General features: G+C 59.8%; 14 protein-coding genes. 9 read left to right on the top strand and 5 right to left on the bottom strand.

Annotated features, from left to right (window positions below; genetic code table 11):
* The first annotated feature begins 327 nt into the window (after positions 1-327).
* Genes O4220_RS12980 through O4220_RS13000 form a run of 5 tightly spaced genes read left to right on the top strand, consistent with a single transcriptional unit; the run spans position 328 to position 6561 of the window.
* On the top strand, positions 328-1707 hold the full coding sequence (locus O4220_RS12980; RefSeq protein ID WP_269604801.1) for an MFS transporter: 1380 nt from the start codon (positions 328-330) through the stop codon (positions 1705-1707).
* The gene (locus tag O4220_RS12985; RefSeq protein ID WP_269604802.1) at positions 1664-3310 is read left to right on the top strand and encodes an aromatic ring-hydroxylating dioxygenase subunit alpha; all 1647 of its coding nucleotides are present in this window, start codon (positions 1664-1666) and stop codon (positions 3308-3310) included. Before O4220_RS12980 ends, O4220_RS12985 begins: the two co-directional genes overlap by 44 nt.
* 12 nt (positions 3311-3322) lie before the next feature.
* Positions 3323-4762 (top strand): glutamine synthetase family protein, encoded by a 1440-nt coding sequence (locus O4220_RS12990; RefSeq protein ID WP_269604803.1) that lies wholly within the window; start codon positions 3323-3325, stop codon positions 4760-4762.
* Between the two features lie 32 nt (positions 4763-4794).
* Complete coding sequence (locus O4220_RS12995; protein WP_269604804.1) at positions 4795-5766, top strand: PDR/VanB family oxidoreductase; 972 nt, start codon at positions 4795-4797, stop codon at positions 5764-5766.
* A gap of 42 nt (positions 5767-5808) precedes the next feature.
* Complete coding sequence (locus O4220_RS13000) at positions 5809-6561, top strand: type 1 glutamine amidotransferase (protein WP_269604805.1); 753 nt, start codon at positions 5809-5811, stop codon at positions 6559-6561.
* Between the two features lie 885 nt (positions 6562-7446).
* On the opposite strand, the gene O4220_RS13005 is transcribed toward O4220_RS13000, so the two are convergent.
* From O4220_RS13005 to O4220_RS13015, 3 genes are all read right to left on the bottom strand, one after another.
* Positions 7447-8925: an MFS transporter gene (locus O4220_RS13005; protein ID WP_269604806.1), complete on the bottom strand. Its 1479-nt coding sequence runs from the start codon at positions 8923-8925 to the stop codon at positions 7447-7449.
* Between the two features lie 171 nt (positions 8926-9096).
* Complete coding sequence (locus tag O4220_RS13010; protein ID WP_269604807.1) at positions 9097-9777, bottom strand: nitroreductase family protein; 681 nt, start codon at positions 9775-9777, stop codon at positions 9097-9099.
* A gap of 254 nt (positions 9778-10031) precedes the next feature.
* Positions 10032-10541 (bottom strand): DoxX family protein, encoded by a 510-nt coding sequence (locus O4220_RS13015; RefSeq protein ID WP_269604808.1) that lies wholly within the window; start codon positions 10539-10541, stop codon positions 10032-10034.
* Between the two features lie 933 nt (positions 10542-11474).
* Between O4220_RS13015 and O4220_RS13020 the strand changes: the two genes are divergently transcribed.
* Positions 11475-12110, top strand: coding sequence for a TetR/AcrR family transcriptional regulator (locus O4220_RS13020; protein ID WP_269604809.1), 636 nt, complete (start codon positions 11475-11477; stop codon positions 12108-12110).
* A 388-nt stretch (positions 12111-12498) separates the two neighbouring features.
* Here the strand turns inward: O4220_RS13020 and O4220_RS13025 are convergent, their stop codons facing one another.
* Positions 12499-13245 (bottom strand): IclR family transcriptional regulator, encoded by a 747-nt coding sequence (locus O4220_RS13025; protein ID WP_269604810.1) that lies wholly within the window; start codon positions 13243-13245, stop codon positions 12499-12501.
* A 150-nt stretch (positions 13246-13395) separates the two neighbouring features.
* Here O4220_RS13025 and pcaH point away from each other — a divergent pair, with 150 nt between their 5' ends.
* The 3 genes from pcaH (at position 13396) to O4220_RS13040 (ending at position 15837) form a co-directional block, all read left to right on the top strand.
* Entirely contained in the window at positions 13396-14142 is a 747-nt protein-coding gene (pcaH, locus tag O4220_RS13030) for a protocatechuate 3,4-dioxygenase subunit beta (protein WP_269604811.1), read from the top strand.
* Positions 14135-14785, top strand: a complete 651-nt coding sequence (gene pcaG, locus O4220_RS13035) for a protocatechuate 3,4-dioxygenase subunit alpha (protein WP_269604812.1) — start codon at positions 14135-14137, stop codon at positions 14783-14785. Before pcaH ends, pcaG begins: the two co-directional genes overlap by 8 nt.
* Positions 14786-14889: 104 nt before the next feature.
* Positions 14890-15837 carry an FUSC family protein gene (locus O4220_RS13040; RefSeq protein WP_269604813.1) on the top strand — a complete coding sequence of 316 codons (948 nt, stop codon included), beginning with the start codon at positions 14890-14892 and terminating at the stop codon, positions 15835-15837.
* Here O4220_RS13040 and O4220_RS13045 read toward each other — a convergent pair.
* Positions 15824-16750 carry a LysR family transcriptional regulator gene (locus O4220_RS13045; protein ID WP_269604814.1) on the bottom strand — a complete coding sequence of 309 codons (927 nt, stop codon included), beginning with the start codon at positions 16748-16750 and terminating at the stop codon, positions 15824-15826. The two genes, O4220_RS13040 and O4220_RS13045, sit on opposite strands and share 14 nt — an antisense overlap.
* Positions 16751-16813 lie beyond the last annotated feature (63 nt).

Here is a 16813-nt window from a genome sequence, read left to right on the forward strand (position 1 = left end):
AGCTATCTGTTCGCACCGCTGGCGGTCGACTCCGAGCGCGGGCTCGCTTACTTACCTCATGACGCCGTGGAGCACGGTTCTTTCCACGTTTCGCGTTGTCATCGCAGACGAGAGACTCGTTTCTTCTTGCGAGAAGACCCCTTGCATGGGCATTCTCGTCGACTTCGAGGCCGCCCACCAGTGCTCGTCGATCGTATGGCTGGGTTTACGGCCTCAGAAATTACGTTACAGGTATTGACTGTAACCGAGTAGATTCCTATCGTTGCTCTACCTCTCGTTCCGTAAAACAAACCGCCGACTTCGGCTGCAACGAACAAAGGATTGCACGTGACATCACAAATCCCGGTTGGTGCGGTCCCAGGGGAACTTGTACGCGCAGACGAATTGATCGAGAAACAGCCCATCGGCCGATTTCACCGCCTCCTGCTAGCGATGGCTGGTGCCGTCATGTTTCTGGACGGATTCGATACACAAGCGATCAGCTTCGTAGCACCCGCTCTTGCACTCGAGTGGGGAGTCCCGAAGTCTGCCCTCGGACCGATCTTTTCGGCAGCGATCGCCGGCCTGATGATCGGTTACCTGGCCTTGTCACCCCTGGCAAGGAGGTTCGGGCACAGGCGAATGGTTATCGCGTGTACCTGCATTTTCGGTGTACTGACGCTCGTGTGCACACTGGCCTCGAACCCGACACAGCTCATCGCACTACGGTTCTGCACGGGAGCCGGACTGGGTGCCGCTATACCCAGCCTTGTGGCACTGACCAGCGAGTTCGCGCCGTCGCGGAGGCGTTCGTCCGCTGTCTTGTTCATCTACTGCTGGCTCGCATTGGGTTTCGTCGCGGCAGGCATCGTGTCCGGGTTGGTAATTCCAACCCTCGGCTGGCGGTTCATGTTCGTGATAGGCGGCGTCGCTCCTTTGCTTTTGACACTGCTCCTCATCAAGTTCTTCCCGGAATCCCCGCAATACCTGTTGAGCAGAGGCCGGAGCGATGAAGCATTGCGAATTCTCCGAAGAATGGACCCGACGGTCGGTCTGACTGTGCGAATCACCGCTACCGCAAACGATAAAAAAACCGCCCCAACCGGAGTTTTCACGGTGGTGCGCGGACGCTGGTTGCCGAACACGTTGCTGTTGTGGGCAGCATTCATCGGCAATCTCGCGGTCTTCTATGCCGTTCAAAGTTGGCTTCCCACGATAATATCCAACCTCGGTGGATCATCCACTGTGATGATCACCTCGACGGTATTGACGACCATCGGTGGCGTAGTGGCGGCATTGTTCATAGGACCGATGATGGACCGTTACAACCCTTTCCGGATTCTTGGATATGTGTACCTGGCAGGCACAGGTCTCGTCATCTTGCTCGGGGTGGCTCTGACCGGCGTCACCACCAGCTTCCTCCTCGTTGTCGCGTTCTTCACCGGAATGGCAGTAACCGGTGGTCAGATGAGCCTGGCCGCGCTGGCCGCTGTCCTCTATCCAGTGGAGCTCAGGTCAGCTGGAGTCGGCTGGGGACTGGGCATCGGACGGTTGGGTGGCATTGCCGGACCGCTGATTGTCGGTGCTGCACTTGCAGCAGACGTCGGAGAACGGCACGTCTTCATAATTTTATCGTTCTTTTTGCTCGCTGCCTGTCTCAGCGTCTTCGTACTGGGGGCGCGAGTTGGCCGACGACCTCGATCGGCGTTGCACAGGTCTATTCCATAAACCCGACATAGTGCAGTGCACCGACTCAACGCACAGAATTCGAGTACTGCGCCGATTCGATCAACCGAACAGTCTTTTTATCAGGCTTTTCGCCGATGGCACCGAAATATCAATTACAAAATCTCTCATCCCAGAATGCATTCAAATCTTATTTGTTCAAAAAGGAGACACCGCAATGCGCCAGGAAGACAACAAGACGCTCACCGGAACCGGGCCTGGCACTCCAGCTGGAGATTGGATGCGCCTGTACTGGCAGCCTGTTGCCCTCTCCGAAGAGCTCGACACCGATCGGGCGGCCGTCCCGGTGCGGGTGCTGGGCGAGGACTTGGTGCTGTTCCGCAACGAAGATTTGTCGTTGGGCTTGATCGATCGTCGCTGTGCACACCGCGGCGCGGATCTGTCACTCGGACGGCTGGAAGATGGAGGCCTGCGTTGCTACTTCCACGGGTGGCTGTTCGAGGGCAGCGGCCAATGCTTGCAGACTCCGGCCGAACCGGATGACAGCCCCCTGGCATCCAAGGTGAAGATCAAAAGCTACCCGGTGGTCGAGCGCAATGGGATCATGTGGGGCTACCTCGGAACCGAGACGCCTCCAAAACTGCCAGCGTTGGACTGCTTCGCAGCTCCAGAGGACTACACCTTCGCGTTCAAGGGATTCCTGGACTGCAACTGGTTACAGGCCCTCGAGGTCGGCATCGACCCGGCACACGCGTCATATCTCCACCGCTTCGAGAACGACGAGGACACCGAGGACGGCTACGGCAAACAGTTCCGCAATGCCTCACTCGGTACCGACCTACCGATGACCAAAATTTTGCGCGAGTACAGCCGCCCGGAAATCAGCAATGCGCGCACTGAATACGGGCAACGCATCGTCGCGTTACGCACGCTCGACAAAGACGGGCTCGACGGGTCCTCGACTCATGTGCGTATCTCTCACCAGGTCTTTCCGCACGGCATCACCATCCCGTTGAGCTCGACAATCGCTATAACTCAATGGCATGTCCCCATCGATGACACCTCATGTTACTGGTACGCGATGTTCACCAGTCTCGACGAGCCTGTCGATAAAGAGCTAATGCGCGCCCAACGAATCGACGCGATTACTTTGCCGGATTACAAGCCTGTACGGAACCGGGCGAATCAGTACCAATTCGACGCGGAAGAGCAGCGCACCGAGACCTACACAGGGCTTGGCAAGGACATCAATGCACACGACCAGATGGCGGTCGAGGGCCAGGGATACATCTACGACCGCTCCCGAGAGCATCTGAGCCGATCGGACCGGGCCATCGTCACCTACCGGCGCATGGTGCTCAGCGCGATCGAGGCAGTAGCCGAAGGACGAAGTCCTCACACACTGCTGACCGATACCGCGGAAGTCGAAAGCCGCGGACCGATTCCACTCGACGGCATCGGTCCGACCGGTGAATGGGAGAGCTACTGGGCGCAATCGATCGCGGATCTTCGCAAGGCAAGCCCCTGGGCGTCGGAGTTGGTAGCGGCCCTGACGACGGGTCCGGCCGGCATTCCAGGCTCACCTACAGAACCCGACCGCTCCCAGTCCACAGATGCCTATGACCGCACCGACACCAAAGACTGAGGCCAGAACACCATGGGTTTCATCGAAAAGTTCGAGCTATGGACCGACGACCAACATGCACATGCTCGGGACGTACTGTCACGGATCCAGAGCGACGGTATTCGTTCTGTCCGACTATCGTTCGTCGACCAGCACGGGCTGCTGCGGGGAAAGACCCTCGCAGCCGACGCTCTGCCAACTGCGTTTCGCGACGGATTCAGCGCGGTGTCCACCTTGCTTTCGAAAGATACTTCCGGAATCACGGTGTTCTCCGCATTCGAGGCCGATGGAGGCCACGGCGTGACGGAAATGGGGGGCGCAGGCGATCTGGTCATGGTGCCTGACCCCACCACGTTCCGGGTCATCCAGTGGGCAGACCGCACCGCCTGGATCCTGTGCGACCTCCGATTCACAGACGGTGGGCAGGTACCGTTCTGCAGCCGCACACTGTTCAAAAATGCGCTCGAACACGCGCATGCCAGCGGATACCAATACATGACGGGACTCGAAATCGAGTTTCACCTCTATCACCGGCGCGGGCATACGAACGACGAATCAGCCGACACCGCCGCACGACCCACGGGCATTGCTCCGATCAACTACGGCAACCAGCTATTGTCCGAAGAACGCGGCGACGAGCTCGAACCGGTCACTCAGATCTTTCGAGACCAACTCGCGACGCTCGGCATCGATCTGCGCACCATCGAAGTCGAATACGGCCCTAACCAGGTCGAAGTCACCCTCGACCCAGAAGTTGGCATCACATCTGCCGACTCGATGGTGCTTCTGCGGAGTTCGATCAAACAACTCGCACGTCGCAACGGGTACCACGCCACTTTCATGTGTCGACCCCAAATTCCCGACACCTGCTCGAGTGGATGGCACCTGCACCAAAGCCTGCTCACCACGGGAGCCGATCCAGGCCACAACGTCTTCTCGCCCGGGGAAGGAACGGGTGCCCTCTCGGAGTTGGGATTGCACTTCATCGCCGGACAACTACGCCATGCCCACGGAGCCTGCGCCTTTGCGGCCCCGACCATCAATGGATACAAGCGGTTTCAGCCGTACTCGATGGCACCTGACCGCGTGACCTGGGCACGGGACAACCGGGGAGCGATGATCCGGATCGTGGGAGCAGTCGACGACCGCAACATCCACATCGAGAACAGAATCGGAGAGCCAGCAGCAAATCCGTACCTGTACATGGCTTCACAGCTGCATGCCGGCCTCTTGGGAATCGAATCGAAGCTGCCGTTGGGACCGTCGGCAGACGACCCCTATTCTACTGCAGCCCAACGACTTCCCTCGAACTTGGCTCAAGCTGTCGATGCACTCGACGACGACACCGCCCTCAAGACAGCAATGGGTGCACAGTTCGTCGACTATTACGTCGCCCTGAAACGCGCCGAAATCGCACGGTTCGACCGCACCGTCACAGACTGGGAACAACGCGAGTACTTCGACCTGTACTGACCTATCTCAGTTCCACGGAAAGAGAAAGACCCATGATCGAGCCGATCAAGGAGAACCTGGGAGTCCTGGTATCCCAGATGCGTTGGGAAGCAATCGGTGTCGCCAGCCTGACTCTAACGCTCCCATCCGGCGCAGCTCTACCGGAATGGGAACCCGGAGCCCACATCGAGTTGACCACACCGTCTGGGCTGATCCGGCAATTCACGTTGTGTGGAGACTCGCGTGACCTGCACAGCTACACCATCGCCGTACGACTGGAAGAGTACGGCCGTGGAGGCTCCGCGGAATTACACAGGACAGCCCTCATCGGTCGCGAGCTGACCATCTCCATTCCTCGGAATCGCTTCACCCTCCGCGACGCGGCAGGGTACCTCTTCATCGCTGGAGGTATCGGAATCACGCCGATACTCACCATGGCAACCGCCGTTCAACGGCGAAGCGTAGCCCCTTGGCAGGCGATCTACACCGGTCGTGGCGTAGCGACAATGGCGTTCAGTTCACAGTTGCAAGCGCTGAGGCCGGAGAGTGTCACGATCCTCGACACTGCCGCCGGTCCGCGAATCGACCTGAAGGACCAGATCTGCCACCTCCCAGAAGGGTCGGTAGTGTACTGCTGCGGCCCGGCCGGCTTGATCGCCGCTGTCACCGAAATCTGCTCGACGAGCTCGGTTCAATATGAAGTCGAACGGTTCCATGCCGAGCCCGCAGCACCGCAGATGGCAGGTGACAGTATGGACCTGTCGTTCGTGCTCGAGCTCCGGCGCAGCGGCCTCACGGTCCCGGTACCTCCGGGCGTCACAGTCCTACAAGCGGTTCGCGATGCCGGTGTGAGTGCCGATTTCTCCTGCGAAGAAGGGTACTGCGGGACATGCGAAGTCACGGTGCTCGAGGGCACCCCCGACCATCGCGACACTGTGCTCTCGACCCGCGAAAAGGCGGCAAACACCTGCATGATGGCCTGCGTCAGTCGTTCCTGCAGTGACACCCTCGTGATCGACCTCTGATCACGTGATTCGATACATCAACCGGGGGAAAGAGCCGACCACATGAGTGAACCGCGGGCCATAATTCTCGTCCACGATCCTGCCGAGGACCGCCGCAACCGAATACCTGGCGCACTGCTCCCGGCTCTGGCCTCCCGGCACGTGCCCTATGACGTGCATTCGTTCGTCGACAGCGAAAACCAGGAGCCCCGACCCGACCTCACCGAATACTCGATGCTGATCGTCATGGGTTCACATGAATCAGCCCATGACGACAGCGTTCCCTGGATACCGATTGAGTTCGACTTCGTCTCGGCAGCAGTAGACAGCCACGTTCCTGTACTAGGAATCTGTTTCGGCAGTCAACTGCTGGCGCGAGTCCTCGGCGGTACGGTATCGGCGTCTACGCATCCCGAACGCGGGTTCACGAAGATTTCGTCCGATGACCTGGACCTCGTACCAGAGGGACCGTGGATGCAACTCCACCAAGATGCGTTCACCGTACCGCCGTCGTCACGAGAGATTGCGCGCAACGACAGTGCACCACAGGCGTTTACCGACGGAACCAACCTCGGAGTGCAATTTCACCCTGAGATCACTGTCGACAGCTTCGACAGCTGGGTCGAGCGTTGGATCGCAAGCGGCGCACTCACGCAATTTCAAGAACAAGGCATCGACATCGACACCATGCGTACAGAGATCTCCCGCCACGAGGCGGACAGTATCCGCGCCTGCGACCAACTGCTCGGAACCTTCCACCGCAACAGTCTCCGCTCCCAATCGTCACTCCGAATGGGTAACACCGAGTCCGCTTGACTCGTGGACCCGAGAGGCTTCCAGCCTCGATCGTTCTTCCCGGTGATGCGCTGGCCTGAGCGGGCTCGAAGTCGCGTGCGTCGAACCCGTCGGCGCACCAGGGTGCGACCGATGTCGATCGGCAACGCCCGGATCCACGCCGTCAGGTAAAGGTATTTCGGGGCCGAGTCGGGTCGAAGTACGACGGTCAGGCGGGCGGTCAGTGCCGCGAACCGGGTCCGCGCGGCGATCACGAGGGTCGACCATATCGCGGCCCTCGACCACGCCAGGTGGGTGCGGCGCGCATCGGCAGAGATGCGCCCCGTGACCGAGAACACCACCAGTCGTACATGTTTCGGTTCATCAGTTGCATTCTGACGAATACGTGCGGGCGTGTGTATTCACGCACGCGGTGCCCTATGGTGCGGTCGTACTCCCCCGGCGAGAGCATCGCAAATGCGGGAACATCGACGAATTCGATGTCGCGCCTCCGCTAAGAAGCGACAACCGCGAAGGCAGGATGGAGAAAGTCCATCACCCTGCCGAGCACCGATGGTGGCGAACACTTCCCGATGACCTGACCTGACCTGACCTGACTGGGGGTCGAGCTTGCGAAAGGGAGTCTCGATCGGCTCCGGGGCCTGCGCTGCGACACCCATATGCGGGCGTCGGGACACGGTAGGTCATCGGTCGCGTCGGTCGCGACCGCAGACGGACTGCACCCGATGCCGTCGAGGGCGTATCCGGCGATCCTGACCACCGAGCGGGCCGGCTTCCTCGTACGCCCTGGCGTGGTAGTGATACGCAAGCCTCTTGGTACTACCACCCGGACCCGCAGCTCGACCCGACAGAGGCGCGACGACATGTTCTGCATCGTCGCGCCTCTGTCGGCACTGGTGCGAGCCGTCAGTCTTCCGTCCTTGCTGTGTCACGCGCAGGATCGACGAACCGGGCGGCCAGGAGGCCTCCCGCGACGCATAGCGCACCCAGCACGAGGAAGGCGGCGTTGTACCCTGCGATCTGATTTTCGGCCGAGTCGATCAGGGCGCCCGTCGCCCAGGGTGCAATGATGCCGGAAGTACTCTGCAACGCAATGAACAGGCTCAATACACTCGTTCGTTGAGCCGGATTCGCGGCTGACCCGATCGCTGCGTACACGAGCGGCAGTGCTGGCAATGTCAGGCAGTACCCCATCACCAGAATCACGTAAGCGACATAGCGTTCGTTCCCGGCGAAAGGCAGCAGCGTAAGCAGTAGGCCGCCGAACGCAAGCGACAGTGTTGGCACCATTCCGCGGGCGACTCGAGACGAGACTCCGGACGCCAGCAATTTGTCGGTGACGTATCCGGCGCTCACCATGCACGCCATGCCGACCAAGCTGGGTAGTCCGAACAGCACTCCCGCCGTCAGTGGGGAAAACCCAAGCCCCACCTCGAGGTAGGACGGAAGCCAAGTGAGGATGACCGACATGAGCGCATAGCCCGGGTACGTGGCAATGAGCAGTATGACGAAAGTCCGACTCCGCACGACGTAGAGAAACGTCCGTCGGCGGGTGGCACGATTGGCTGCGGCTCCCGCGGGTGTCGACGCTGTCGGCGGTTTCACCGCCGCGTAAGGACCGGTCTTTCCGAAAAAAGCCCAAGCTGCTCCCCATGCGATTCCCGAGATGGCCATGGCCAAAAACGCTGAGCGCCAGCCATACTGCAATAACAGGAGTGTGAGGAGCGGTGCGACGAGAAGCTTGGCGAGCGATGCGCCGGAGGTCAGGATCGAGGTAGGCAGTCCGCGGCGATGTTCCGGAAACCAACTGTAGGCGGTCGAGTTCGCCACAGCTGTCGCCGGTCCTTCCGCGGCACCCAATGCGACCCGTGTTCCGAGCAGGACACCGCCGCTCGCGAACAAGAACACTGGCAGCTGCGTCGCGGCCCATAACAGTGACATCGCAAACAACAGCCACTTCAACGAAATGTGACGGGTAGCAAGGAAACCGATGCCGACTGCGCTGACGCTGTACAGAAAATAGAACGAACTGCTGATCAAACCGAACTGCGCCGAAGTGAGTCCGAATTCCCGGATCACGGGTTGTGCGACCAGCGCCAAGAGTATTCGGTCGGAGAAATTTATGACCATGAATACAGTAAGCAATATCAATATCCACCAGGCTGCAAATGGTCGGTAGACAGGATCGACCTGGCCCGAGTGCGTGGACCTGAAATCAGGGTCTCCCGGCGGGCTGAATATAGCCATCAGATTTCCTTCGCTGCAGGTAGCGTCGTTATAGACAACGCTCGGTTGATTTCGATACGACAGCATCGCGAGCTGCTCTTGCTGCCGCGAACGTTTGTAGGCGATTTCGAGGGAAAGGCTCGATTGCCTCGCGCGCATGCGAACCCGATATAGCCATGGCGCGCGGACCGACTCCGCGGACCGGAGAGTGAAGTTTCCTCTTTGTTGCGCTGGTAGTGACGACAGGAAGTCCGCAGGAGGTGAACTACGGAGGGTTCCGACTGATTCGAAGGAGACTGTCGTCCGATTGGACTCGAGTCCTTTCGTCAGTTAAACGACAGGCCCCGCATCGGGTGCATAGCTCCACATCGGTTCAGGGATGGTTGCTCCGATGGATCGCCCCCACTGGTTTCGGCTGCTCACTTCGTGGATCGGGTGTCGATTGGCAGCCACGCCCCATCGCCCGAGCGGATATCCGAAGGCGAGCATGGTATTCATCTTCCAATTTTCCCCAACAGGCACGCCTAGCAGTTCCGCAACTGCTTCTGCCTCGTATCGGAGAACCGTGGTGATCGTGCCGCCTACGCCCTCTGCACGTGCGGCGAGAAGGGCACTCCAGATGGCAGGGTATATATTCGCCCCGCCGTGATCATCGATCGAGAAGACGAAGAGCAGGAGCGGAATCTCCGCAAAATGCTCGGTGAAGTAGTCACCCGATGCTTTGATCTTCCCCAGCGTGGCGGCGTGCTCTTCCTGGTTGTGCATCGATTTGGCGAGCTTACCCGCGGCCATGTCAGCGTATTCCAATTTTCGACATTGCTGGTAGAGCTTGGAGAGCGCTTGTTTCATTGCCGGATCGTCCACCGCGAGAAAATGCCACCGTTGGGTGTTGCCTCCGGTAGGTGCCCTGATTGCCGCATCCAAGATTCGGCACTGCGTCTCGAGCGGGATAGGGTCCGGTCGTAGACGGCGCATCATGCGCGTTGTATACAGAGCTTCGTAGATATTCAATGCACTCTCCTAGGTGGCAACTCCGACGAGATAAAGTCAGAAATTCAGTTCGCTCCGTCAGTCAGCGTGCCGTAATTGGGACGCACCTGATTTTTTCAATGCTTGCAAACTTTGATGCAACGCGTATCCCGCACCTCTAGCAATCTTAGAGAATATATAAGTTCAGGATTGCTCGGTTTGCTTCGGAAGACGGTTGTGCAGTCCGAAATTGATGAATCGTCGCTGGAGGGAAGCGGCAGGTTGATCGAGAGCGGCTACGCCGCCACGACTCGGGAGGGACGGTAGAACAGAAGCATCTGTCCGACGCCACCGATGATGCCGGCGCCGGCTGCTACTACAAGACCACTCCAGCCCGTCAATATATTGTCGCCGAAAACGAGTTGCTCGACACTGAGGGAACCGCTGCCGAGCATCGCAATGGCCACCGCACTGACGGCGATCAGCATCGCGTACTCCCATCCTGCCGCCATGATGAAGAAGCCTTTGGCGCGATGCACGATCCACCCGGCTACAAGCATTACTGCTACGAAGGCCGCTGCAGCGATCGTGGTAAAGATGCCGAGCATCATCGCGATCCCAGCGGTGATTTCAGTGAAAGCTGCAAACCGGGCATGCACCTGGCCCGGGCGCATGCCAAGGCCGTCGAACCACGCTCCGTTTCCTGAAAGTCCAGCGCCGAGAAATATTTTGTGAAATCCGTGCGCCGCTAGAATCCCGCCAACGGCCAGCCTCAGTATAAGTAATGCAACATCGAATGTATCCATAGAGCGACTCCCTGGTTAGTGCCACGTGGCAATTGTTCATTGAAGACCTCGGGCGGCATGCATGCGCCCGAATTATCAGACGATTGAGGGAAGGTTTAAATTTGCACACTTGAGTCCAGCGCTCTGGAATGAAAAAGACGTTTACATCCTCAGCGCAGACTGAATCTAAACTCGGAAACAATAGCTAGCTTGAGAACTGCGATAGATTCGAGTACTGCATCCCTCGTGTGATGGCGTCGCAGTTCTCCCGCAATCTATATTTGCTTGAAAAATTGGGGTTCACTCAATTGTTCGACACCCTCCGAGCCATTCGTCGTATTCGTCGAAAGCCCGAAATTCGGTGAATAGGTACACAATCCGGAAAGGTATGGCACCACTGCTGCGGCGTCCTGCGCGAGGCTGCCACATTCAGACAGTCAATGAGTGTGATGTCAAGTTCGTAGCCCCACTGCCAGGCTTTCGCAAACCGCAGCGTGGCGTGCGCTTGCACTGTTCCTTGTGGCGTTGCACATTCATCCAATCTCTGGGCGACGGACTTCTACTCGGTCGTCGACATCTCTCATGGGAGGACGACCCCGATCTTCTTGCCGGTCCCCGTTGCCTGCTGCGTGTTCTACATCAGATGGTGACGTGGAACACCGTATAACGCCATATGGTTACAGTCAAGTATCGTAATTAAATTGCAGTCTCGCGTCGTCGCTGCGCTGATCCTGCGCATGGGCGGTGTCCGCATGAGTCTCGCGGGTAGGCAGACTGCTCCGTACCGTGACCGCCTTGCACCTGTAGGGCGCGCCGCCGTTTCGCAGCGCCGAGAGTCTTGCCTGTCCAGTCCGCCCAGTTGGAGCCGTTACAGCTAGTATCTGTAACAGTCGATGCGATCAGGCCGCGTGGGTATTGGAAGCGGGTATGGACTAGTGGTCTCAAGAGCGAGGGATGGCAGTGGACGATACGACCGTGATGAACGACGAGCTTCCGCAACGTCGGGGTGGTAGGCCGCGCGACCCGGCTCTGGATGATGCCATCATCGAGGCAACGCGTCGTCGACTTGTGCTGGACGGTTACTCGCAGATGACTCTCGGTGACATCGCTGCCGACGCCGGAGTTACTCGGCCGACCCTGTATCGCAGGTGGCCGGGGAAGCTCGAACTGGTCATCGACGCCCTCGACTACGGCTTTCGAATTCAAAGCGCGCAGCTGAAACCCCTACTGTTGTCGGAGATGGACCCCATGGATGCGTTCCGGGAATCCATTCGCAGGGTCGATCCCTGCTACCTCAATCCTGATGCGATCGTCCTGCAGGGAGGCTTCATCGGCGAAACCTCGCGTGTGCCCGAGTTGCTAGCAATCGTTGTGGACAGAGCTGTAGAACCTCGGGTAAGGCAAGTCGAGGAAGTGCTCGACGAGCTGAGAGCGCGCGGAGCGATCCGTGGCGATGTCGACCATCACACGATTGCGACAATGGTCTTTGGCAGTTATTTCGGCGCGTTTCTTCGCGGTGAGGACGCTGATGTCCGTAAAAGTCTCGCGGAAAGACTGACATTGGCCATCTGGCCGGGTATCAAAGCCTAAAGAAGTGAAGCTGTTTCGCTGTTTGGATAAATTAGCCAACGCGCTCCTCGGCCCCTTTTGCATCAGTCCCCAGGACAGGGCAACCAGGCCTCGATTCGTGAACGTAGGTGATGTGCCGTAGTCAATGATCGAATTGTGGGTCAGGCTTCGTTTGGACATATTTCGCCCGCCGGTCCTCAGCGCATCCACGATTTTTTTTGCGTGGGCCAAGTCGGCGTGGCGGTAGGATCAGAAAGTCGATAGAGTGCGCCCAATGATCCTTCTCCAGAGCTAAATCAGGTGGATTAGGTCCAAACGGGGACGTGCCCCTGTCGGTGTCTTTCGTGCATCGGTCGCGCGAGTAGCCACGTTTGCGACCAAAAGAGTCCGCGTCGACCACCAAGGAACGCTAAGTCGAGCCGAGTGTGCGTGAGACTGCCCGAGCAGCGGCGCGTACTGCCGGGACCAAGGGATATGGATCAGCGGTGTCGGCAGTAACAACTATCGAAAGCGCAGCTATCACTGAGCCATTTGAGTCAGCGATCGGCGCGGCCACGGCAATGGCCACCTCGTCGACGAACCTATTGCAGATGGCGAAGCCATTTCGGCGCACCTCGGCCAACAGCTGACGAAGACCGTGATCCGACACGACGGTGTTGGCCCCCAGTCCGAGCAGGTCGCCCGCGAGTACTTCGTCAATCAAACGCGATTCGCTGCTGGCAAGGATCACTAGACCGCCGCTGGAGGTATGAATGGGAAGTCGGCTGCCCGCTCCGCCGCGGAGTCGAACCGCTCGGGTCCCGAAGATCCGTTCGATGCACACTGCCTCTGTTCCCTCGCGGACCACCAATTGAACATTTTCCCGCGTCGCCAAGAAAAGGTCTTCCATAATCGGCAATGCGACCTCCCGGAGGCCCTGAGAGCGCGGCGCTAGAGCCCCGGCCTCCCATAGTCGTAACCCGATCTGATATTTCCCGTCTCTGCGTCTTTCTAGGGCACCGAACGTCGCCAGTTCCGCACAAATTCGATGCACGGTCGTCAGTGGCAAGCCGGTACGACGACCGATGTCGGTCTGCGACAACGTGCGGTGCGCGATATCGAATGCCGCAACGATTGCAGCTGCACGAGACAGTGCAGTGTGGGTGGGACTGGCCATGTGACGACACTAGCGTCCATTTCATGAATTATTCCGTCACCCGGAAGTCAGGTAGCAATAGTTACCTCAGAACCGTCAAAATCTTGATGAGGCCAGTTCATTCTCGTGCCGCCCAGAACGCCACCACAACAGAAATGTCAGGGACGACCGATGCCCTCACCACCTACCGACCTGTCCGAAACACGACTGTCGAACGGTCCTTATCGTGACCAGACCGACACGCATGCGCCACGAAACTTTGCAGATTACCGAACAACTGCGCTCAGACATCCCCAGCAGCCCCTGATCCTTCTGCCGCAGCGCATCACCGAGATCACCGGCCCGGTTCTCGGCGAAGGGCACGTCACTCCGTCCGATGCCGACCTAACTTCGGCGCGCGGAGGGGAGGCAAGTGGTCAGCGAATTATCGTTCGCGGACGGGTGCTCGACAGCGATGGAAGAGCCGTTCCGAATACACTTGTGGAAATATGGCAAGCGAACGCAGCAGGCCGATATCGACACACACAGGACAACTGGCCGGCACCCCTTGATCCCCACTTCGACGGTGCGGGGCGCGTCATGACAGACGCCACGGGTGAGTATCACTTCACCACCGTCAGGCCTGGGGCGTATCCCTGGGGCAATCACCACAATGCCTGGCGGCCTGCGCACATACACTTCTCTTTGCTCGGTCGGGCTTTTACACAGCGCCTGGTGACTCAGATGTATTTCCCGGACGACCCCATGTTCTTCCAGGATCCCATCTACAACGCAGCACCCGAGGATGCCCGAGCACGCATGACCAGCATTTTTGATTACGAAGCAACACAAGAGAACTGGGCACTAGGGTACCGCTTCGACATCGTTCTCCGCGGACGTAACGCCACTCCGTTCGAGGGAGCCGAGCACGATGACTGACGCCGCCGCAGCCGTAGACTTCGTACCTCGGTATCCCATCGCGGCCGACAGCAACTTCACCACTGTGCCGTTCGGTCAGACGCCTTCGCAAACAGTTGGTCCATACCTGCACATCGGACTCACCTGGCCGGACGGCCCTAAGGTCGTACCCGTCGCCGCCGACGGTGCACTGATCGTGACGGTCAGGGTCGTGGATGGTGCGCGAACGCCTGTGGCGGACGCGATGATCGAGACCTGGCAGGCCGACGCCGCGGGCAGGTTCGACCACTCGGACGATCCGCGCGGACCGGTGCCGGCAACCCCACCAGGCTTCCGCGGCTTCGGTCGCGCAATGGCCGATTCTTCAGGGACTGCCATCGTGTGGACCGTCAAACCGGGTGCACTACCCACAGCGAACGGCCAAACAGAAGCGCCACACATCGACCTCGCAATCTTCGGCCGCGGCATGCTCGATCGACTGGTCACTCGCATCTACTTTCCGGACGAGCTCCGCGCGAACTCCCTCGACCCGGTTCTCGCCTCGTTGGAATGCAGACAGCGTGAGAAGTTGACCGCCCGAGCCACACCGACTGGATATCACTTCGACGTCGTGATTCAAGACGCAGATCCGAACGGTGACGAGACCCCGTTCTTCCTGTTGTGAAGACCCAAGCGACGCGACCGTCGCCGTTCCCGCAGTTGAAAGATCTCGCCGTACTGGGTCCCCATGCGGGTTCGCACAGGGGGGCTGCGCGGGTTGGACTGTCGGTGCTGCTGCCCATGCTCACGTTGTGGGCAACTGATCACATGGCCTGGTCCGGCTATGCGCTTTTGGCCGCGGTCATCGCGGTGTACGCCAGAAACGCGTCCTACACCCGACGCCTTTGCACTCAAGCTTCGGTCGGACTCGTCCAGATTGTATTGATCACTGATGGAGCGGCATTGGCGAGCGCATCGGCGTCGCCTTGGCTCCTGGTGGTGCTGACCGCAGTGGTTGCAGGCGGCGGGACGATACTCGCTGATCGACTGGTGTGGCTTCCCCCCGGAAGCCTGTTTTTCGTCTTCGCGTTCGCTGTTTCTGCCAGCGCGCCAGCAAAACCGGGTTCGGTCGTGATCGCGGCAGCATTGTCGACCGCTACTGTCTTGCTGACTCTCGCGGTGACGGCCGTCTCGACAGTGACGGACGCGCGACGCTCTGCCTACGATCTGCGATCCAGCAGCGCGCGGCCGGTTCCGTGGCCACTGACCGCATTGCACTCCGCTCTCTGCTTTGTCGCGGCCGGAGCCGCTGGGTCCGCATCTCTCGCACTGGCTTTGGGTCACTGGTACTGGGCAATGGTTGCAGCGATCGTCCCCGTGGTCGGCCCCACTACGGCGGGCCAGATTCTTCGAGCCGGACACCGGATCGTGGGAACTGCCATCGGGTTGGTGCTCTCGGCAGCCTTGTTCTGGTACCCACCGCACGGGCTGCTACTCGTGATCATCCTGTCGGGCCTGTTGATCGCCACCGAGCTCTTGGTGACACGCAACTACTCGCTGGCCATGGTTTTCTTGACGCCGACGACGATCGGGCTTCTGTACCTGTTCGACACCGGGCCTGCACTGGGTGTGACGCTATGGTCGCGCGCCGTCGAGACGGTGCTCGGCGCCGCGATCGCAGTGGCGTTGATCTACGCCACGCACAGGATTCGGCACAGGGTTGTCAGCGTGCGGTGATGTCTGCCGGGTCGCGCACCAGGGCAGCGGACGCGCTGTCGATCGCGTCCCGCAGACGCCGCAGTCCAGGGTCGGTGGCCGAGCTGGTCCGCGCAGCGCAGAACAAGTGCCGGGTCACCGGCTGTGCGAGCTCGAGCAATCGCACCCCTGACGGAAGCCGGTCGACGGCCAGATCGGGGACCAGCGCGACACCTGCTCCGGCGTCGACGAGCGCAAGGAGCACCGCGAAGTCGGTGGCCTCGGCGACCACGCGGGGAACGAAACCGGCATCCCCGCAGGCGCGGAAGACCATGTCGTAGCAACTGCGTTCACGGCGAGGCGCGAGCCAGTCGTCGTTCGCGAAGTCGCGAAGGTCGGCGGGCTCGGCGCACCGCCGGCCCGCCGGCACCGCGAGCCACACCGATTCGGATCGCAGCGGCCACAACGACACGTTGCGCGCATCGACGGGCTCCATTGTCGAATACGTATGCGTCACTGCGAGATCGGCGTCACCGGAACGCAACGCTGCCATGGATTCGTCGGGCTCCATCTCGATCAGTTCCAGCTGCACCGAGCCGACACCGGACGTGCGCAACGCGGCCCACGTCGCTGCGATGATGGTGCGAGCGGCCGACGGAAAGGCCGCAACCCGGTAGGTACCCGAGGCACCGTCACGGAGAGCTCGAATTTCCATCTCCGCCAACGTCAGTCGTTCGACGACGTCGACGCCGTGCCCGGCCAGTACACGTCCCGCAGGTGTGAGCCGGACGTTGCGGCCGTTCTTCTCAGTCAGCGCAACGCCGACCTCCTTCTCCAGAGCCGCCAGCTGCATCGACACCCCCGGAGCGGACTGACGGAGGCACTCGGCCACCGCCGCGATCGTCCCGAGTCGTTCGAGCTCGGCCAGCATGCGCAATCGGCGGGGATCCAACACCTAACGAGACCTTACGCATCACATCAAAACAAGTAAATAGCGCTTCATGTATCGAGAGAGCAG

The organism is Rhodococcus ruber, assembly GCF_027270735.1.
Classification (GTDB): Bacteria; Actinomycetota; Actinomycetes; order Mycobacteriales; family Mycobacteriaceae; genus Rhodococcoides; species Rhodococcoides rubrum_A.